At 44.2% G+C, this 19,589-nt stretch carries 17 protein-coding genes; 7 read left to right on the forward strand and 10 right to left on the reverse strand.

Features of this window, described 5'->3' with window-relative positions:
* Positions 1 to 2 precede the first annotated feature (2 nt).
* The 3 genes from AC1DP6_RS02340 to AC1DP6_RS02350 are packed head-to-tail and all read right to left on the reverse strand — an operon-like array spanning position 3 to position 4,432.
* The gene (locus AC1DP6_RS02340; RefSeq protein WP_477053404.1) at positions 3 to 2,414 is read right to left on the reverse strand and encodes an ABC transporter permease; all 2,412 of its coding nucleotides are present in this window, start codon (positions 2,412 to 2,414) and stop codon (positions 3 to 5) included.
* A 31-nt stretch (positions 2,415 to 2,445) separates the two neighbouring features.
* Positions 2,446 to 3,135: an ABC transporter ATP-binding protein gene (locus tag AC1DP6_RS02345; RefSeq protein WP_370908667.1), complete on the reverse strand. Its 690-nt coding sequence runs from the start codon at positions 3,133 to 3,135 to the stop codon at positions 2,446 to 2,448.
* Positions 3,136 to 3,184: 49 nt separating this feature from the next.
* Entirely contained in the window at positions 3,185 to 4,432 is a 1,248-nt protein-coding gene (locus AC1DP6_RS02350) for an efflux RND transporter periplasmic adaptor subunit (protein ID WP_477053405.1), read from the reverse strand.
* 225 nt (positions 4,433 to 4,657) lie between these two features.
* On the opposite strand from AC1DP6_RS02350, the gene AC1DP6_RS02355 reads away from it, so the two are divergent.
* The 5 genes from AC1DP6_RS02355 to AC1DP6_RS02375 all read left to right on the forward strand — a co-directional run bounded on the left by AC1DP6_RS02355 (position 4,658) and on the right by AC1DP6_RS02375 (position 10,794).
* On the forward strand, positions 4,658 to 5,998 hold the full coding sequence (locus AC1DP6_RS02355) for a sigma-54-dependent transcriptional regulator (protein ID WP_441577699.1): 1,341 nt from the start codon (positions 4,658 to 4,660) through the stop codon (positions 5,996 to 5,998).
* Positions 5,999 to 6,105: 107 nt separating this feature from the next.
* Complete coding sequence (locus AC1DP6_RS02360; protein WP_477053406.1) at positions 6,106 to 7,446, forward strand: sensor histidine kinase; 1,341 nt, start codon at positions 6,106 to 6,108, stop codon at positions 7,444 to 7,446.
* A 39-nt stretch (positions 7,447 to 7,485) separates the two neighbouring features.
* Complete coding sequence (locus tag AC1DP6_RS02365) at positions 7,486 to 8,160, forward strand: lysoplasmalogenase (protein ID WP_477053407.1); 675 nt, start codon at positions 7,486 to 7,488, stop codon at positions 8,158 to 8,160.
* A gap of 106 nt (positions 8,161 to 8,266) precedes the next feature.
* A complete protein-coding gene (gene nadB, locus AC1DP6_RS02370) occupies positions 8,267 to 9,865 on the forward strand; it encodes an L-aspartate oxidase (RefSeq protein WP_477053408.1) in 1,599 nt (532 codons plus the stop codon).
* A 53-nt stretch (positions 9,866 to 9,918) separates the two neighbouring features.
* Positions 9,919 to 10,794: a lysophospholipid acyltransferase family protein gene (locus AC1DP6_RS02375; RefSeq protein WP_477053409.1), complete on the forward strand. Its 876-nt coding sequence runs from the start codon at positions 9,919 to 9,921 to the stop codon at positions 10,792 to 10,794.
* A gap of 66 nt (positions 10,795 to 10,860) precedes the next feature.
* Here AC1DP6_RS02375 and AC1DP6_RS02380 read toward each other — a convergent pair whose 3' ends face one another.
* The 5 genes from AC1DP6_RS02380 to AC1DP6_RS02400 form a co-directional block, all read right to left on the reverse strand.
* The gene (locus AC1DP6_RS02380) at positions 10,861 to 11,355 is read right to left on the reverse strand and encodes a BON domain-containing protein (protein WP_477053410.1); all 495 of its coding nucleotides are present in this window, start codon (positions 11,353 to 11,355) and stop codon (positions 10,861 to 10,863) included.
* Between the two features lie 163 nt (positions 11,356 to 11,518).
* Positions 11,519 to 12,922: an MBL fold metallo-hydrolase gene (locus AC1DP6_RS02385; RefSeq protein WP_477053411.1), complete on the reverse strand. Its 1,404-nt coding sequence runs from the start codon at positions 12,920 to 12,922 to the stop codon at positions 11,519 to 11,521.
* A 135-nt stretch (positions 12,923 to 13,057) separates the two neighbouring features.
* A complete protein-coding gene (locus AC1DP6_RS02390; protein ID WP_012788619.1) occupies positions 13,058 to 13,417 on the reverse strand; it encodes an ArsR/SmtB family transcription factor in 360 nt (119 codons plus the stop codon).
* Between the two features lie 214 nt (positions 13,418 to 13,631).
* The gene (gene tsaB / locus AC1DP6_RS02395) at positions 13,632 to 14,309 is read right to left on the reverse strand and encodes a tRNA (adenosine(37)-N6)-threonylcarbamoyltransferase complex dimerization subunit type 1 TsaB (RefSeq protein ID WP_477053412.1); all 678 of its coding nucleotides are present in this window, start codon (positions 14,307 to 14,309) and stop codon (positions 13,632 to 13,634) included.
* Positions 14,310 to 14,317: 8 nt separating this feature from the next.
* Positions 14,318 to 14,983: a 3-hydroxyacyl-CoA dehydrogenase family protein gene (locus tag AC1DP6_RS02400; protein ID WP_477053413.1), complete on the reverse strand. Its 666-nt coding sequence runs from the start codon at positions 14,981 to 14,983 to the stop codon at positions 14,318 to 14,320.
* Positions 14,984 to 15,082: 99 nt separating this feature from the next.
* Here AC1DP6_RS02400 and AC1DP6_RS02405 point away from each other — a divergent pair, with 99 nt between their 5' ends.
* Positions 15,083 to 15,466, forward strand: a complete 384-nt coding sequence (locus AC1DP6_RS02405) for a RidA family protein (protein WP_477053414.1) — start codon at positions 15,083 to 15,085, stop codon at positions 15,464 to 15,466.
* Between the two features lie 73 nt (positions 15,467 to 15,539).
* Here AC1DP6_RS02405 and AC1DP6_RS02410 read toward each other — a convergent pair whose 3' ends face one another.
* Positions 15,540 to 17,213, reverse strand: a complete 1,674-nt coding sequence (locus AC1DP6_RS02410; RefSeq protein ID WP_477053415.1) for a L,D-transpeptidase family protein — start codon at positions 17,211 to 17,213, stop codon at positions 15,540 to 15,542.
* Between the two features lie 163 nt (positions 17,214 to 17,376).
* On the opposite strand from AC1DP6_RS02410, the gene AC1DP6_RS02415 reads away from it, so the two are divergent.
* A complete protein-coding gene (locus tag AC1DP6_RS02415) occupies positions 17,377 to 17,703 on the forward strand; it encodes a cupin domain-containing protein (RefSeq protein ID WP_477053416.1) in 327 nt (108 codons plus the stop codon).
* 160 nt (positions 17,704 to 17,863) lie between these two features.
* On the opposite strand, the gene AC1DP6_RS02420 is transcribed toward AC1DP6_RS02415, so the two are convergent.
* The gene (locus AC1DP6_RS02420) at positions 17,864 to 19,414 is read right to left on the reverse strand and encodes an Rne/Rng family ribonuclease (protein ID WP_133807633.1); all 1,551 of its coding nucleotides are present in this window, start codon (positions 19,412 to 19,414) and stop codon (positions 17,864 to 17,866) included.
* Positions 19,415 to 19,589: the final 175 nt, after the last annotated feature.

A 19,589-nucleotide genomic window follows, 5' to 3' on the forward strand; every position in this document is an offset into this window, starting at 1 on the left:
GTTTATTCAGATCTAAGTGATTTAACCGGATTCAGTAATGCCGATCTTACAGACTGCAGACTTACAGTACACAACGCAATCAATACTACCAGCACCGCAGTGAGGGCAAATACCCACCATTCTACATGTACTCTGAATGCGAAATGTTGCAACCATTTCTCCATACCGTACCAGGCTATTGGTGAGGCAATGCAGATACCGATCAATACCAGTTTGAGAAAGTCTTTGGATAACAACAAGGATATATTGGCAACAGAAGCACCCAGTACTTTCCGTATACCGATTTCTTTTGTACGCTGCCGGGAAATGAGCATGGATAATCCCAGTAAACCCATACAGGCAATGAAGATAGCCAGTCCGGAGAAGATGCCGAATAATTTACCCAGGGTACGTTCTGCGGCATATTGCGCCCTGATATCATTTTCTACGAAGGTGAAATTAAACGGCGTATCCGGAACAATGCTGTTCCATGCCGCTTCCACACGTTTTAATATTGCTTTTTGATCACCTGCAGCCAACCGCAACGTAAGGATCGCTGCTTCATCCTGTTTTACCATATAGATGATGGGATCTACCGGCATTTGCAGCGAGCGGAGATTAAAATCTTCCACCACACCTATAATGGTGCCGTGTCTGTTCATATATCCCGGTCTCCATTCAATTCGTTTACCAACTGCATCATCCTTAAAGCCCAGTTGCCTGGCGGCTGTCTGGTTTACGATAAAAGCATCGGAAGAATCTGTGGACAATGCCGCATTGAAATCACGCCCCGCCACCAGCTTAATTCCCGTTGTTTTGAGCAGATCAAAATCTGATTGTATAATACCAGCTACAAAACCATCTTTATCCTCGCCACCTTCCCGTACAATGGGGTTATTGTTAAACACCCCGCTGCCCATTAAAAAGTTGTGCATGGATACTTGTTGTACACCGGATAAGTTTAAGAAAGACGATTTCAGCAACGCCGTTTTAGCGCCACCATCCACGCCCGAGAGGTATACATTCACCAGGTGTTCTTTGTCGAATCCCAGGTTCTTTTGTTGCCAGTAACGCAGTTGTGAAAACACCACTACAGTAGAAATAATCAATGCAACCGCTACAGCAAACTGTGCGACCACCAGCCCACGACGCACCAATACACGGGAACCAGATGTAACGAAATTGCCTTTCAGCACACGCAACGGTAACAGACCGGATAAGTAGAGCGCAGGGTAACTACCGGCGATAAGCCCCACTACCAACACCAGTAACAGGAAACCGGCATACAGCAACAGCTTCGTAGAAGATAACAACGATAATTCTTTACCGGTAATCGCATTAAACATAGGCATTAGCGTAGCCGCCAATATAAATGCCAGCACAAAAGATACGATGCTGATCACCAGCGATTCTGTGAGAAACTGCAGCACGAGGCTCTTTCTTTCTGCGCCCAATACCTTACGCAATCCTACTTCCTTGGCCCTTTCATGTGCCCGGGCAGTGGTGAGGTTCATAAAGTTCATACAGGCAATCAGGATCAGGAAAACAGCAATGGCAATGTACATCCAGATCATGGCGGAATTATTAACGCCCTTATCTCCCTGCGGATGCAGATGTACATTTTTAACCGGCTGCAATTCCAGTTCAAACTTTATATTATGTCTCTTCAGTATGCCGCCTATATGAGTGGTTACAAAAGCTTGTAGCTCTTTGGTTAATTTAGCCGGAGGCGTATGATCAGCCAGTTGTACATAGGTAACATTATTGGCAAACATGAACCACTGCTCTTCAAGCATACTTCCCGCTTTTGCCGACTGAGTGATCATGGTAGAGAGCGACATGATCATATCCAGGCGCAGGTCCGTATTAGATGGCAAATCTTTCGCGATGCCGGTTACGGTACAGCTATAACCATTACCTACCTTGATGAGCTTACCTATTGCCGGTTCGGTTCCAAAGTATTTCTTAGCTGCCGATTCGGTTAAAACAATGGAATAGGGTTCTTTCAAAACAGTAGCCGGATTCCCTTCCAGCAAAGGAAAATTAAAGAGCTGAAAGAAGCCCGCATCTGCAAAACCTGTGTTCTCTTCCCAGATTTTTTTATCCCCTACAGTATAAAGCGTTTTACCAGGCCCCATTACACGCACCGTCTCTTTGATACTGCTGATATCCTTCTTCAGATTCGGTCCCAGGGGAAACTGGGTACCTGCATCATACTCTGTAGTACCGGCATCGACATGTGTAGTGGCCGTAGTAACGCGGTAGATATTATCGAGATTATGGTGGAATCTGTCAAAACTCAACTCATCACTGACATACAGCACGATCAGGATACAACAGGCCATGCCTACTGCGAGTCCGGAGATGTTAATCACCGTAATAAACTTATGCCGTTGCAGATGACGGATAGCAATTTTGAAATAATTCCGGAACATAATGATGTGGTTTTAGAATGGCGAAAAAAAATCACACATGGAACTGTTCCTTGATATTCTCTGTTACTACTCTTCCATCAAACAGGTTAACAATACGGTGTGCGAAGCCGGCATCATATGGGGAGTGTGTTACCATGATCAGCGTGGTTCCTGAATTATTCAGTTCCTGTAACAGCTTCATCACTTCTTCGCCGTTGGTAGAATCCAGGTTACCTGTAGGCTCATCCGCCAGGATCAGGTTGGGCTTGGCAACTACTGCGCGGGCAATGGCCACCCTCTGTTGCTGACCTCCTGATAACTGCTGCGGGAAGTGATTACGGCGATGCATGATGTTCATACGTTCCAGTACTTCTTCTACTTTCACTTTTCTTTCGGCAGCGGGTACTTTCAGGTATAGTAAAGGCAATTCTACATTTTCGAAAACAGTCAGTTCATCGATGAGGTTAAAGCTCTGAAATACAAATCCAATAGAGCCCTTGCGGAGCTGTGCTCTTTGTCTTTCACTCATACGCGCTACTTCCTTATCCCAGAAGTGATACTCGCCATCACTGGGGTTATCCAGCAAACCTAAAATGTTCAGCAAAGTGGATTTGCCACAACCGGAAGGCCCCATGATCGCCACAAATTCGCCATCCTGCACTTCCATATTAATGCCGTTGAGAGCAGTGGTTTCTACCTCTTCTGTTGTAAACAGCTTCTGTAAGTTAACGGTGCGTATCATAAGTGTTTGTGATTTTAAATGCTAGTTTATATAAAAAAATGGATGATTACTAAAAGGATAAAACATCTTTATTACCGAAGTTCTCGTAAGAAGAAGTAATGACCTGGTCTCCAGGCTGTAAACCTTCCAGTACTTCAAAATATAAAGGATTTTTACGGCCCAGCGAAATATTGCGTTTTACTGCACGGTTGCCGTTTTTATCTACTACATATACCCAGTTACCACCAGTGTCGGAGAAAAAGCCACCGAGTGGTAAAAGAATGGCTTCTGCAGACTTACCCAATACCAGGCGGATAGGAGAGGATTGTCCACGGCGGATGCCTTCGGGTGTATTCTTTTCGAAGGTCATATCGGCCTGAAAGCGACCGCTTTTTACTTCGGGATACACTTTGGTAACCACCATATCATAAGATTTCCCGTCAAATTCGAAGGAGGCCTTCAAACCGGCAAATACCTGGGAAACGTAGTGTTCATCTATATCAGCACGTAATTTAAACCCGTTCAGATCATCGATCTGGCCTATATTCTGTCCGGCAACAATACTGGACCCTACTTCCACATCTATGGAAGACAGCTGTCCGGATACCGGGGCACGCACGATCAGGCTGTTCAGGTTTTCCTTCATCAGCTCCAGGTTACGCTGGGTTCTGGCCAGGGTACCTTCCAGCTGAGTGATCTGCGTTTTAGCATTCTCCTGCTGGTATTTCTGGGATTGTAACTGAATGTCCTTCTGGCGGAGCAGACCTTCCAGCTCAAATTTGTTCTTATTAAAGTCCTGGCGGGCTACTATCTTTTCCTCTACCAGTTGTTTATTACGGTCATACAGATCCTGGGCAGACTCTATCTTGGCATCTATATCCGAGATAGTTTGTTGCATGGTAAAGTCCTGCTGACGAATACTCAACCGGGTATTCTGCAACTCATTACGTAACCGGTAAATCTCAGTTTCATGATTTACGAAATCCATCATCATGTGCTGGTTATCCAGTCTGAGAATAGAAYCCCCTTCTTTTACCATACTACCCCCATCGAGGTATTTGCGGCTTACATATCCTCCTTCGATGGCATCCAGGCGAATGGTTTTGAGGGGCATTACTACAGCCGTCACGGCAATATATACATCAAAGGTTCCCTTTTTCACAGTAGAAATAGTGATCTTGTCCTTTTCTACATTAAGGGTAGCCCGGTGATCAGCAAAGATCAGGGTGTACAGCAGCAGCATTGCTACTACGGCACCACCACCTATCATCATGATGCGTTTCTTATTCCAAAACTTCTTTTCTATTTTTCTGTCCATGTTTATTAGCGAAAAGTTTGCTGTTCCTAGAAAGTCAATCCACATGCCAAAGCTATAAAGACTTTACCAGCAACGATTCCATTGATTTTTTGCCTAAAAAAACGTCCTTTGCCGGACATGGGGTGTCCAGAATCGGACACTTTTAAAAGATCCTGAATTTAGCTGTGGCTTTGAAAGAATCTTTGTTTAATATTGTCAACTATTCACCTTTCGCATATGACTAACATGCAACCAGCTAAGATTTTAATTGTAGATGATGATGTAGACGTTTTACGTGCAGCACGCCTGTTATTGAAAAGACATTTTGAACAGGTTGATTTTGAGAAGAATCCACAAAAAATACCCTACCTCGTATCCAACTTTGATTACGATGTAATCTTACTGGATATGAATTTCACCCGCGACCTGAGCAGCGGGAAGGAAGGCTTCGAATGGCTGGACCGTATACTGGATATTAAACCAGAAACAGCTGTCGTCTTATTCACCGCCTATGGCGATGTGGAAATGGCTGTAAGAGCTATCAAAGCGGGTGCGGTAGACTTTGTACTCAAACCCTGGGAAAACGAAAAACTACTGGCCACTATTCAAACAGCCTATAATAAACGTGCTGCCCAACAGGATAAACCTCCCGCTGCCGTTCATCATCCCGGCAACCAGGTAATCGGTAAAAGTCCCGGTATGCTGGCTGTATTTGATACGGTATCCAAAGTAGCTGCCACCGATGCCAATATCCTTATTCTCGGGGAAAATGGTACTGGTAAAGATATGCTGGCCCGGCAAATACATGCGCAGTCCAACCGTAGCAGCAAACCGTTTGTCAGCGTGGATCTGGGTGCCATCAGCGAAACCCTTTTCGAAAGCGAATTATTCGGCCACGTAAAAGGCGCCTTTACCGATGCCCGCGAAGATCGCACCGGCCGCTTTGAAGAAGCCGGCGGCGGTACCATCTTCCTGGATGAAATAGGTAATATCTCTATTCCCTTCCAGGCAAAACTGCTGACGGTACTGCAAAACAGATCTGTTACCAAAGTGGGTTCCAATAAAAGTGTACCCATTGACGTTAGACTCATCTGTGCTACCAACAGAAATATACAACACATGGCAGCGCAACACCTGTTCAGACAGGATTTGCTCTATCGTATCAATACCATCGAAATACACCTTCCTCCCCTGCGCGAACGGGTGGAAGATATCATTCCACTCGCCGAACATTTCCTGCAACTGTACCGCGATAAATATAAACGCCCGGTAAACAGTATGCATGAATCACTGATCACTCAATTAGAGCGCTACGACTGGCCAGGTAATATCCGCGAACTGCAGCATGCTATTGAAAGAGCGGTGATCCTTTCACAAGGGAAAACGCTGCAGCCCAAAGACGTTTTTGTAAAAAATAACAACAACGCAGATCAGGCCATGGATACCGGTTACAACCTGGAAGAAATGGAAAGGAATATCATTTCACAGGCCATGAAAAAATGTAACGGCAACATCACCGAAGCCGCGAAAGAACTGGGACTCAGCAGAGCAGCACTATATAGAAGATTGGAAAAATATAATATTTAAATAGCTTTTAGCCGTTAGCTATTAGCTTTTAGCCTGTAGCGTACGRCTATCAGCTAAGACTATACGCTACAGGCTAAAAGCTAATAGCTAACGGCTAAAAGCTCTCCATGAATCGCTTCAGCATTAATATCAGTCTACGGGTCATCCTGCTGGCTATCACACTCACAGCAGCCATATGGTTGTACATGCACGGCATGCAGCCATTGGCATTCCTGTTATTGCCACTGATATTATTACAGCTGTACGGCATTTACTATTACCTGAACCGGATTAACCGGAAACTCACACTATTCCTGGAATCTATCCGGTATGAAGATTTCTCTATCCGCTTCAGCGCGGATAACAAACTGGGTAAGAGCTTCAGCATGCTCAATCATCAGTTTAATGAAGTGCTGGAAGCTTTCCGCCAAACCAGGGCAGAGAAAGAAGCCAACCTGAAATATATTGACACCATTGTACAACATATCAGTATCGGCGTATTATCTTTTGATACGGAAGGGAAGATAGAACTCATTAACCCCGCGGCTTTCCGCCTCATGGGCATCTACCGGCTCCGTAATATTCACGAACTGAAAACCGTGCATCCCGGCCTGGCGGAGTTACTAATGGAATTATCTTCCGGCAACAAAACATTGTATGCTACCCGGCAGGAGCAACAGCTCTCTATACACGCCGCCACCGTGCGTTTGCAGGGACGACTCATCAAACTTATTTCTATACAGAATATTCATTCGGAACTCCAGAAAAAAGAACTGGAAGCATGGCAAAACCTTACCAAAATTCTTCGCCATGAAATCATGAATTCCGTCACACCAATTGTATCGCTGATTGGTACCATGCAGGAAATCGTTGATTTTGACATTGCCCCCGGCGCGCAGCACCAGGAAGGCATTTCAGACTTACGCGAAGCACTGCAGACAGTGGAAAGCCGTAGCAAAGGCATCATGAACTTTGTGAATGCTTACCGCGATTATACCACACTTCCACAGCCGCAGTTTACCAGCGTAAATGTAAAAACACTCATCACCTCTGTCAGCAGTCTTTTCCAGACAGATATGAAACAGGCAGGCATACAGTTCACCCTCGAAGTAGATGCCGAAAACATGGAGATCCATGCCGATGTATCGCAACTGCAAATGGTGCTGATCAACCTGGTAAAAAATGCCATGGATGCACTGGAACAAACACCGCAGGCTGCTATCAGCATGAAACTGTATATTAACAACATTCAGCAGATATGCATTGAAGTAACAGACAATGGCCCGGGCATCGACCGGGACGCGATGAACAAAATATTCATTCCGTTCTTCACTACTAAAAAGAAAGGCTCTGGTATTGGTTTGAGCTTATCACAACAAATCATACAAATGCACGGCGGACAACTAAAAGTGATGAGCCCTGGTATTAACGGTAACGGCACTACGTTCTATATTCTGTTGAATACTTAGAGAATAATTGTTATATTAGTACCATAAGCCCTTTTCCACATGCTGCGCCCTCGAAGTCTGATTATATTCTTCCTTGTATTACTGGCAGATATACTGCTCATTGCACTTGACAAAGATAGTTACAGGTATGCCACAAAGCCTTTGCTGGTAGTGATCCTGGCGATTTATGTATTGTATGCCGATGTCAAAATACCGCGCAGTTTCCGCCTCTTCCTGTTGCTGGCGTTGTTCTTTTCCTCCCTGGGAGATGATCTGCTGCTGTTTAATAATTTATTTCTTCCCGGACTGGGCAGCTTCCTCTTAGCACATATCATGTACATTATCTTCTTTCTGAAAATAAGGTATAGTAATCTGCCGGTACCGTTTTGCAAATACCCACTGGTGTTTTTGAACGCAGCAGTCGTGATTGTGTTTATCTTGTTTTTGGTGCCTTATCTCGGTAGTTTAACCATTCCTGTTATTGTATATGCACTGGCACTTTCTATTACGGTGCAAAGTGTACTCCATGCCTTTCACTTCCGGCGACAACCAGCAGGCTGGTATTGTATGGCAGGCGCCGTATTATTTCTGATCTCTGATTCCCTGATTGCCGTAGGCAAATTTTACCACCCGCTGCCCGGTGGGGATATCCTGGTAATGCTCACCTATGGCTTTGCTCAATGGGGGCTGGTATATGGTAGTACAGAGTACTTCCGGGTAAGAATTACGAATTAAAAATTACGAATTACGGGTTTGTGAGAAGTTACCTGCGATATCATCCCCCTCCCCACTAATCCGTAATTCGTAATTTTTAATTCGTAATTCTTACTTTTGTCTAACTATGCAACAAACAGACTTTCTTGTCATCGGTTCAGGAATTGCGGGGCTCACTTATGCGCTCAAGGTATCACAACAATGTCCGGATAAAAAGATCAGGATTATCACCAAGAGCCGCGAAGATGAAACCAATACCAAATACGCCCAGGGCGGTGTGGCAGTGGTCAATGACCTGGAAAATGATAGTTTCGAGAAACACATTGAGGATACCCTCATCGCCGGTGACGGACTCTGTAATGAGGAGATAGTAAAAATCGTGGTAACGGAAGGTCCGGAAAGGGTCAACGAAATCATTGAGTGGGGGGCTAACTTCGATAAAAACCCCGATGGCGACTTCTCGCTGGGCCGTGAAGGTGGACACTCTGTATTCAGGGTTATTCATCATAAAGACATTACCGGTAAAGAAATAGAACGCGCGCTGCTGGATGCTATTCATCGCCGCCCCAATATAGAACTGATCACACATTGCTTTGTAGTAGACCTCATCACCCAGCATCATATGGGTTACCTGGTCACCAAATCCACACCAGACATTGAATGCTACGGTGTATATGTGCTGAACCTTACCTCCAACAAAATAGAAAAGATTCTTGCCAAAGTAACGTTGCTGGCCACCGGCGGCAACGGACAGGTATATCGCAGTACTACCAATCCCAATATCGCCACCGGCGATGGCGTGGCAATGGTATACCGCGCCAAAGGTCGTATCGAAAACATGGAGTTCATCCAGTTTCACCCTACGGCTTTGTACCAGCCGGGCGTAAACCCTTCGTTCTTGATTTCAGAAGCCGTGCGGGGCGATGGCGGTATTCTTCGCAATATTCATGGGGAAGACTTCATGCATAAATACGATCCGCGCCTGTCGCTGGCGCCACGCGATATTGTGGCCCGCGCCATTGATAGCGAAATGAAGATCACCGGTACCGAACATGTATACCTCGACTGCCGGCATATGGATCTGGAGAAATTTATTCATCATTTCCCCAACATCTACGAAACCTGCAAGGCTGCTGGTATTGATGTAGCTACCCAAATGATTCCGGTAACGCCTGCAGCTCATTACAGCTGTGGTGGTATCAAAATCAATGAGTGGGGACTGACCTCCATCCGCAATTTATACGCCTGCGGCGAATGCTCCAGCACCGGCCTGCACGGCGCCAACCGCCTTGCTTCCAACTCTCTCCTGGAAGCCATGGTATTTGCACACCGATGCTTTATAGATACTACCAGCAAAATAGACCAGCTGGAATTTAAAGAAAATGTGCCCGACTGGGTGGCCACCGGCACTACGGCGCCAAAGGAAATGATCCTCATCACACAAAGTCTGAAAGAACTCAAACAGATCATGAGTGATTATGTAGGGATTGTAAGAACAGATGTGCGTTTACAACGCGCCCTTCGCAGACTGGATATCTTACACGAAGAAACAGAAGATCTCTACGAAAAAACCATGGTGTCACCACAATTATGTGAACTACGCAATCTTATCACAGCAGGTTACCTGATTGTAAAAGGCGCGTCCTTCCGCAAAGAAAGCAGGGGACTTCATTTCAATACTGATTATCCGTTTAAGTCTGAGCTGATACAAAACATTGTATTGTAAGCTAAACGGCTGTCTTTCATTACCTTTGCGTTGGATTTACAACAAACAGGAATATGTATTATCTGCTGCTTGCTTTTTGCTATAGTCTTTCCATATTGCCATTTCCGGTACTCTACTTTATCAGTGATGTGCTATACGTGCTGGTATATTATATTATCGGATATCGCAGGAAAGTGGTGATGGAGAATCTGACACAAGCCTTTCCGGATAAGTCGAAGGAAGAAATTACCATTATTGCTAAAAAATACTACCACAACCTTACAGACATGATGGTGGAAACCATCAAGCTACTCACTATGAGCAAAGCGCAATTGCAAAAGCGCTTCCAATGTGATCTCTCCGTACTGCACGAATTATATGCACAGGGCAAAAGCTGTCAGCTGCACCTGGGGCATAATTTTAACTGGGAATGGGCTAACCTGTTTTGTATGCAGGACGTAGCTTTCCCCTTCCTCGTGGTATATATGCCACTTACCAGCAAGCCCGCGGATCGCATGTTCCGCCACTTCCGGGAAAAGTTCGGCACTATCCTGATCCCCGCCAATGACATGGGTAACAGCATGAAGGCATGGACCAATAAGCAATACCTGATCGCATTGGTAGCAGATCAGAATCCGGGTAATCCCCGCAGCTGCTATTGGTATCCGTTCCTCAACAAAATGACGCCTTTCTACAAAGGCCCTGAAATGGGGGCTAAGCGCAGCAATATCCCCGTAGTATTTGTGGATATCCGCAAAATAAAAAGAGGCTACTATAACGCTACTTTAAAGCTCGCATTCGAAAATCCTCAGCAGGAACCTGATGGAAAAATCACAGAAACGTTTGTACGCTATCTGGAGAATAACATCCACGAACAGCCTGAAGTATGGGTGTGGAGCCATCGTCGCTGGAAACATCAATATCAGGGACAGAAAAACGGGAAGGGTTAATAGGGAGATGTCAACCACAAGGTCTATGCATCGCTGCATACAAAGTCAGGGTAGTACGGCATCAGTTTATTTCACTTTCACCTTCACATTATTCGTTACTTTTTTTGCGGCAGATTGCTGCGCTATCTGCACGACTTTACGCAGTTGTTTCTTTTTGACTGTGCCATCAAGGGTCACTTCTCCATTAGCGATGGTCACTGTAATATCTGTAAAGCCATTAGCAGCATAAACTGAGTCCAGCGCTTTTTTAAGTATTTCATCCGGGTTAATAGCTACTGGCGGTGTTTCCGGGGGCAGCGGGGCTTTTATGGTAATATTATCCTGCACAGACTTCACGCCTCTCACTCCTTTCAACGCTTCTTCTGCGGCCGATTTGGCTACTTCATCGCTTACTTCTCCAGTGAGAATAACTACACCATCTTTCACATCAGCAGAGATGCCGGGAACGAGGCTTAATTTTTCATTTACTTCTGCTTTCAATGTTGCATCAGAGGGTTTACAGGCGAATATAAACGCACCTATGGAGAGTATGGAGGCTATTGCCAGGGTTTTGGTAGTCATGCCCAAACAATTTTGTGAGAAGAAGTTAACGATTACAAAGCGAATAGCCAAAAGAAGGATAACGAATTACGGATTTGCAGGGAGATGATAAACGCAGATGTTATCCGCTATTATCTCCACACAAATCCGTAACTCGTAATTTGAAATTCGTAATTCTTATCTATTAGTTCAGTACTGTTTTTTCCTGTACCACCTGTAATCCTTTCTGGTCTTTCATTTTAGCGAAGCCACCGTCTACGTTGCGCAGGTTGTGGATACCTTCTCTTTTCATGATAGAGCAGGCAATGATGCTGCGATAACCACCCTGACAATGAACGTACAGGTTAAAGTTATCTTCCATATCTGCCATTTTTCCGGGATCCATCATATCACCCAGTGAAATGTTGATGGCATTTTTGATGTGGCCATCTGCAAATTCAATTGGTTTACGTACATCGAGGATCACCAGGTTTGGATCGTGTGGCAAGTCCATGGCCAGTTCATCTGCTTCTACAGTGATGATCATGTCTTTGGCTTCGCCGGATGCTTCCCATGCAGGGTAGCCTCCATTCAGATAGCCGGTAACGTTATCAAATCCTACACGGGCCATTCTCACAACAGTTTCTTCTTCTTTGCCAATTGGCGTAACCAGGATGATGTCCTGATCAAAAGGCAACAAGCTTCCCGCCCATTCTGCGAAACGTCCTTCCAAACCTATGCTGATAGCGCCGGGAACAAATCCGTCACCGAATTCAGTGGCCGGACGGGTATCCAGGATCAATGCACCTTCCTGCCCTTTTGCTTTAAATTCAGCAGGAGAAAGTGGCTGCATTGCCTTTTCCATGACAGCTTTCAGCGCATCATATCCTTCTTTATTTATTTTAGCATTGATAGGAAAGTAAGATGGAGGCGTGGCTAAACCGCTGGTTACTTCTTCAATAAACTTTTCCTTATCTGTGGCCAGCAACGCGTAGTTGGTGGCTTTTTCATCACCAATGGTGCTGTAAGTATTAGGACCCAGGTTTTTGCCGCAGGCAGAGCCAGGGCCATGTGCCGGGTAAACAATCACCTGATCAGGTAATGTTTTGATCCTGTTGTTGAGAGAATCAAACAGGTATGCTGCCAGTTCTTCTTTGGTGAGGTCACCGCTGAAAAGATCTGGACGACCTACGTCTCCAACGAATAAAGTATCTCCGGTAAATACAGCATAAGGCTGTTCTTTTTCATCAAGCAGCAGGTAGCAGGAAGATTCCAGTGTATGACCAGGCGTATGTAATACTTTCATGGTAACGGCGCCAATCTTGAATACTTCGTTGTCTTTGGCTACATAAGTTTCAAAGTTGGTCACTGCATCCGGACCAAAAACGATTTTTGCGCCGGTAGCTGCAGCCAGTTCCAGATGGCCGGAAACAAAGTCCGCATGAAAATGCGTTTCAAAAATGTATTGAATGGTTGCGTTGCGTTCTTTTGCCAGATCTAGATAAACTTCGATATCACGTAACGGGTCTATCACCACGGCTACTCCTTCAGATTCAATGAAGTATGCCGCTTCCGACAAACAGTTGGTGTACAATTGTTTTACGAACATGGTTTTTGATTTTTACAAATTTACAACTTCTCAGTAGGTGTAGATATGGATAAAATCTATACCAAAATAAAAAAGTAGCCGTTATGGCTACTTTTTTATATAATTTTCTTCCGTATGTAATACGGAGCAATACTTTTACCCAACAAGTTCTTCCACAAACTTCGCCACTTCAGCAATACGTTGCTTGTTGATGGTGTAGTGAATAAACTTACCATCTCTTTCTGTAATTACAATGCCTGCACGCCTTAATATGGCGAGATGTTGCGATGCTACCGATTGTTCCAGACGCAACTTCACATAAATCTCGGTCACGGTCATTTTTTTGTGGTCTTCCAGCAGCTTAATCATCTGCTGGCGCAGCTTATGGTTGATAGCACGTAAAACCATAGCAGCCTTCTTGACGGCAATGTAATCCAATTTGATCTGGTCTTTTTCATTGGTACCTCTAGAAATAATAAGAGTATTAGAAGAGGTAGTTAATAATGTTTTTTCCATCGCATAATAGTTTTAAAAAAATGATGAAATGAAAGGGATCAACGGACAGTACTCGCAAACAGTTAGACAACAATTGCGGTAATCGATTTATACAAAAATATAATATCTATCACAATAAAAAAAATTTCCATACCTTATTTTATCATATATAACCCCCGGATACTTGCAAATTAGATGTAATTTGACTATTCCATGACAAAACAACGTTATGTGTTCAGGGTTTTTGAGGAGAATAAAATGGCTTGAGGTAGAATGGACTGAAATAAGCCAGATCAACGAACATTTTTTTATCGAAAGCCTGTGCGGAAAGCGGTGCCATATGCGCCGCACTTATCACATATTCTGCAAAAATAGCATTTTTATGCGAAGATAACATCAGCTCCCATTTAGGGCTGCCATCTCCGAAAAAGTAAATTTTCTTTTCTGCCAGCGGACCATCCAGGGAAGAAGGCTCCAGGATCATGGCCTGTGGCGGCATGATCTCCTGCAAACCGGCATCATACAGCCCCATAAACACTTCCTGCCTGCGGGCATCCAGCATCGGACAATACCAGGCCTGTTCATCTTTTACAGCAGCGACTAATCCCTGCGCCATCATCTGTAACGTGGAAATAGCCAGCAGCGGCTTATGCCAGGCATAGCACAAACCCTTTGCAGTAGCCACTCCTACCCTTAATCCGGTATAGGAACCAGGACCGGCACTCACCGCAATAGCATCCAGTGCTTCAGGTAAAATGCCTTGTTCCTTCAGTATCTGCTGCACAAATAAAATCATAGTTGCAGCATGATCCTGCTGCTTTTCATTCACCAGCGTTTGTATGGCTTGCCCATCGCGGGAAAGGCTCACAGAGCCGGTAGTTGTTGCGGTATCTATATTCAGTATAAGTGCCATGTAAAAAATTAAATCGCTTCGTATGCTGTTTGCAAAGAGGCTGCTACTTCATAACGGTCATCACCGGTAACATCGTGTATGGCCTTCAATACTTCGTACACATGCAGTATTCCGATCCGCTCACTCCATTCAAAAGGACCATAAGGATAGTTGGTACCCAAACGCATTGAAGTGTCTATATCCTCCCGGGAGGCCGTTCCTTCCTGTGCCGTGAGATAAGCTTCATTAATAATCATACACACCACCCGGGGAGTAACCATACCAACAACATCCGCCACCAGCGCATATTCCCAGCCTAGCTTATACATGATACTATCCAACGTTTCTTTTTGTCCTTCATCCATCACCGTTACCTCCATCACCGGCATATTCACAAACCCCGGCAAAAAATTACACCCCATGATATTGAATCCCTGCTCAAAGGCAAACTGGTTCATGATGTCGGATAAGGATGTTTTTACCATACCTGCCAACACCGGAATCCCCGGATTCTTTGCATACATGAGGGCATGCTCCGGCCGGTCGTCGAAGATAAGATCCAGCACCAGGTCAAATACTTTTAGTGACAATACCTCTTCCAGGCTTGTTTTCCATTGTATGTCATGATGCGTGGCCATTCCCTTCTGCTGCAATTCTTCGTACCGTTGCGCATCTGCTATTACCAGGATATTCATGCGTTAAATTTCGGCAAACCTAATAAAGAATCATTAATTATAGCACATCTGCCCTGACAGACATTTGTGCGTTCTTAATTATTATTTACTTTCGTTTACATGGAAAAGCAAATCATTAACACCACTAATGCGCCCGCTCCTATCGGGCCTTATAACCAGTCTGTGAAAGCTGGTAACACACTATATGTATCTGGTCAGATAGCCCTGGACCCGGCTTCCGGCGAACTGATTAAATCAGGCATCGTGGACGAAACACACCAGGTAATGAAAAATCTGCAGGCCATTCTTACCGAAGCTGGTTTGGGTTTTCAACACGTGGTAAAAGCAACGATCTTTCTTACAGATATGAAAACATTCCCACAAGTGAATGAAGTATATGGCAGTTATTTTACCAGCGACTTTCCAGCCAGGGAAACTGTGCAGGTAGCAGGATTACCTAAAGGAGTGGATGTTGAGATTTCTGTTATTGCAGTAAGCCTCTAAAGATTATTACTATAAAAAAAGCAGCAGCGGAAAGGAAATCTTCCTGCTGCTGCTTTTTTTATAGTTTGTTCGATTACTTTGTTCCAAATAAGGAAGTAGCCAGTTTCGCATCGTGCCCATACACGTCATCCCGGAAATTCAGTCTGCCGTCACTATCCACAAAGGCAGTGAAATACACAATAAATACGGGCACTTTATCTTTTACGGTCACATATTTCTCTTTACCGGCATTCATCGCATCATCAATTTTCTTTTCTGTCCAGGTGGAATCATCGCGCAGTAGCCATTGCGCCAGGTGCTTGGGTTCTGCAATCCTGATACAGCCATGACTGAAAGAACGCTTGTTTTCTCCAAACAGGTAACGGGCCGGGGTATCATGTAAATAAATATTGTATTCGTTGGGGAAAAGGAATTTCACTTTGCCCAATGAGTTTTTACCACCAGGTTTCTGTCTTACTACGTAAGGGAAATTACCCCCGGAATACTTGCTGAAATTGATAGACCCCGGAGAAATAGTTTTTCCGCTGGCCCCTACAATTTCCATATTCAGTCTTGACAGATAACCGCCACCACTACGTTTCAAGCCAGGCAACACTTCTTTTGACAATATTCCCGGAGGCACATTCCAATAAGGACTAAACACGATATGGCGTAGTTCTTTCGTAAATATAACGGTGCTGGCACCAGGTTTACCTACCACTACATTGCAACTCCAGGCTAATTTGCCTTTATCATATACATGCATTTTAAACTGTGGGATATTCACCAGGATGTAGTCTGTAGTGGGCTCTATAGGTACCCAACGCAAACGTTCCATATTCAGTAATATTTTTTGAATACGATCCTGCAGCGGCGTATTCAGGGCATCCAGTACACTTTTATTGATAGTACCATCTTCTTTTATGCCCATTCTGGCCTGGAAGCTACGGATAGCAGTATCCAATGCTACAGTGAAGCGTTTGCTGCTGTCAGTTCCTGGCAGGTCACCAAAGGCTTCCAGCCTGTATTTCACTTCCGCAATTACGCTGGAGGAATCTCCTTTTTTGAAGCTTTTCTGGGTGGTCCGGATGGAGTCCCATTTGTTGCCAGATTCCAGCTGAGCCAGTTTTTTCAGCTGTTGGCGCAGGAGGATATATTGTCTGTTTACAGGTTCATCGTCTTCAAAAGCGTTATTCTTTTTACCAACCATAGAATCCAGTAAGCTTTCCATGTCTATTTTCTTACGGGGAATAAACCATTCCAGGTCCTTGGCCGAATCAGCGGTAATACCATTCCATACCTTATTGCCATAGGCAAAGAATTGCGCGGTAAGCAACATTTCAATACGGGGAACAGATGTATCTCCTGGTTTCAGGCCCACATCGCTGACCAGCAGGGTATCGGTCAGTTGTTGCAGATCTGGTGTCATCAGACTGCTGTCTTTGATACCATAGGCGGCATCATTTTTCATCATGTTAATAAAGTTGCTGGCCTGTTCTGTCAGTCCGTCTTTATTGATCCATGCGTAATGAAAATCGCGCTTGCGGTAGAAGTTGAGAATAGATTCATCATAGGCATCATAAGCTTTATGTGACTGCAGAAACGTGTTCACATAATTGCTGTCGATAGTCTGGTCAATATACGCCTGTTTGGTATAGTGAGAGGTATCTCTTGCCTTTGTTCTTTTGCGGGAACCGCTTTGTTGCTGGCAGGCAGCAAAGATGATCAACGACAGTAAGGCAAATAAGGAGTAGAAACGTATAGTCATATGCGTAATGGATGTATTTATTTACTTAAACAAACATGACAATTATAATTGGGATTAAAAGGGTATTTATGACGGTAAATGTATGAAATATATATACTTATAGCTTCAGGCCGTTGTTAAAATCTGCTGTATAAACTATATTTAATATCTAAATGCTATAAATATGAATAAACCTGCTTCTTTAGATGAGATCCCTGTAAAAAACACGATTGCCGGCCATTACGGTCGTTTTGTACATGGTAGCAAAAGTACATTGGCATTCTGGGAAATAACAGCTGGCTCGGATTCGCCTATCCATCAGCATCCGCATGAGCAGATCATGTATGTAGCGGAAGGCAGTTTTGAAATGAATCTGGATGGAAGAAAATATCTATTGAAGCAATATGATACGCTGGTGATTCCACCAAACACGCCGCATGGTGGCCGTGCGCTGGCGGATTGCAAAATAATAGACAGCTTCAGTCCAGCAAGAGACGATTATCGATTCTAGCTTTTAGCCATTAGCTTTTAGCTGTTAGCAAAATCCAGCGAAGTTGATGTTATATACTGCAATCTCCGCTGCATTTTGCTAACAGCTAAAAGCTAACGGCTAAAAGCTGGAAATTAAGTTATAAAAAGCAAAAGGTCCGCAACTGCGGACCTTTTGCTTTTTATAACTTAATTTCCTCGTCATTGGCGTCAAAGAAACGATATTCAGTAAGGTGGTAATTGGAGTCGGCTTTTAATTTGATCCATTTTTTATAATGGAAATACCATTTCCATTGTTTGGATGCAAGGAATCCTTTGGTAAGGTAAGCGTATAATATAGGATGTGTGCGAATGGTGAGACCTTTATGCTGGTGATTCAGCAGGTATTGCAGGTTTTTCTCAATGTCTTCGAGGATCAGCATGGAGGCGCCGATTTTACCTGTTCCTCTGCAGGTAGGGCAATCTTCTGCTACGGAAATGGTGATCTCAGGTTTTACCCGTTGGCGGGTAATTTGCATGAGGCCAAATTTCGATATAGGTAAGATGGTATGTTTTGCTCTGTCCTGGGCCATAAATTTCTCCATGGCTTCAAATATTGCCTTTTTGTTTTCCGGCAGTTTCATATCAATGAAGTCAATGATAATGATACCACCCAGATCGCGCAGCCTTAGCTGTCGGGCAATTTCTGCAGCTGCTTCCAGGTTGGATGCGAGGGCATTTTGTTCCTGGTTGTTGCTGGAGCTTTTATATCCGCTGTTAACATCTACTACGTGTAGTGCTTCGGTAGCTTCAATGATGAGGTATACGCCACTGTCGAGGTTTACGGTTTTACCGAAAGACGCCTTTACCTGGCGGGTAATACCGAAGTTATCAAAGATAGGCGATCCGTTATTATAGTAATTAACGATATCAGACTTTTCGGGTGCAATCTTTTGAATGTACGTTTTGGTGTCTGTATATATATTTTTATCGTTAACGACTATACGGTTAAAGCTCTCATTGAGCAAGTCGCGGAGAATACTGGCTGTCTTGGTTTGTTCGCTCAGGATCTTTTGCGGGGCAACGCCACCACTGAGATTCGCCTGGATATTTTTCCAGGTTTGAACGAGGGTCGTCAGATCTTCGTGTAATTCTGCTGTTTTCTTTCCTTCTGCGGCGGTGCGTACAATAACGCCAAAGTTGGGCGTTTTGATGGCTTCCACAATTTTCTGCAATCTTTTTCTTTCTTCGGAGGAGTGGATTTTTTTAGAAACCGCAACAATATCATTAAAGGGTGTTAACACTATAAACCTTCCGGGTAAAGAAATTTCGCAGCTAAGGCGTGGGCCTTTAGAAGAAATGGGTTCTTTCAGAATTTGTACGAGGATGTTGGGTTTCCCTCCCAGTACATCAGTAATTTTACCGGTCTTCACTATTTCCGGTTCATTTTTAAACTTAGTGAAATCGAATCCATCGGGCGTTTTATCGCTGATAGCTGTTGCAGTAAATTTAAGAATAGATCGGATATAGGGGCTGAGATCCGTGTAATGTAAGAAGGCATCTTTCTCGAAGCCAACGTCCACAAATGCAGCATTTAAGCCGGGTATCAGCTTTTTCACCTTGCCCAGGTACAAATCGCCTACTGAGAAGTTAGGATTGCCACTTTCGTGATGTAATTCCACTAGCTTCTTATCTTCCAGTAACGCAATTTCCACCCCTGTGGGAGCCGCATTTATAATAAGTTCCTTATTCAAGCGTCCAAAATTTTAACCTTTAAAACTTCACCTTTATGCTATGCACACGGCTATTAAGTAAGAACAGCTTACTGCATACCAAAACAATAGCTCACCATAAAGTTAGCGTATTTCTTCACGTTCGTGACGAATGGATTGCTTAAGGGTTCAGCGATCACTGCAGGTAATGTCCGGA

This window comes from Chitinophaga sp. 01L420 (assembly GCF_056399985.1).

Coding starts and splice junctions, on each gene's coding strand:
- AC1DP6_RS02340 (WP_477053404.1), bottom strand. CDS start 2,414: ATGTTCCGGAATTATTTCAAAATTGCTATCCGTCATCTGCAACGGCAT.
- AC1DP6_RS02345 (WP_370908667.1), bottom strand. CDS start 3,135: ATGATACGCACCGTTAACTTACAGAAGCTGTTTACAACAGAAGAGGTA.
- AC1DP6_RS02355 (WP_441577699.1), top strand. CDS start 4,658: ATGCAACCAGCTAAGATTTTAATTGTAGATGATGATGTAGACGTTTTA.
- AC1DP6_RS02360 (WP_477053406.1), top strand. CDS start 6,106: ATGAATCGCTTCAGCATTAATATCAGTCTACGGGTCATCCTGCTGGCT.
- AC1DP6_RS02365 (WP_477053407.1), top strand. CDS start 7,486: ATGCTGCGCCCTCGAAGTCTGATTATATTCTTCCTTGTATTACTGGCA.
- nadB (WP_477053408.1), top strand. CDS start 8,267: ATGCAACAAACAGACTTTCTTGTCATCGGTTCAGGAATTGCGGGGCTC.
- AC1DP6_RS02375 (WP_477053409.1), top strand. CDS start 9,919: ATGTATTATCTGCTGCTTGCTTTTTGCTATAGTCTTTCCATATTGCCA.
- AC1DP6_RS02380 (WP_477053410.1), bottom strand. CDS start 11,355: ATGACTACCAAAACCCTGGCAATAGCCTCCATACTCTCCATAGGTGCG.
- AC1DP6_RS02385 (WP_477053411.1), bottom strand. CDS start 12,922: ATGTTCGTAAAACAATTGTACACCAACTGTTTGTCGGAAGCGGCATAC.
- AC1DP6_RS02390 (WP_012788619.1), bottom strand. CDS start 13,417: ATGGAAAAAACATTATTAACTACCTCTTCTAATACTCTTATTATTTCT.
- tsaB (WP_477053412.1), bottom strand. CDS start 14,309: ATGGCACTTATACTGAATATAGATACCGCAACAACTACCGGCTCTGTG.
- AC1DP6_RS02400 (WP_477053413.1), bottom strand. CDS start 14,983: ATGAATATCCTGGTAATAGCAGATGCGCAACGGTACGAAGAATTGCAG.
- AC1DP6_RS02405 (WP_477053414.1), top strand. CDS start 15,083: ATGGAAAAGCAAATCATTAACACCACTAATGCGCCCGCTCCTATCGGG.
- AC1DP6_RS02410 (WP_477053415.1), bottom strand. CDS start 17,213: ATGACTATACGTTTCTACTCCTTATTTGCCTTACTGTCGTTGATCATC.
- AC1DP6_RS02415 (WP_477053416.1), top strand. CDS start 17,377: ATGAATAAACCTGCTTCTTTAGATGAGATCCCTGTAAAAAACACGATT.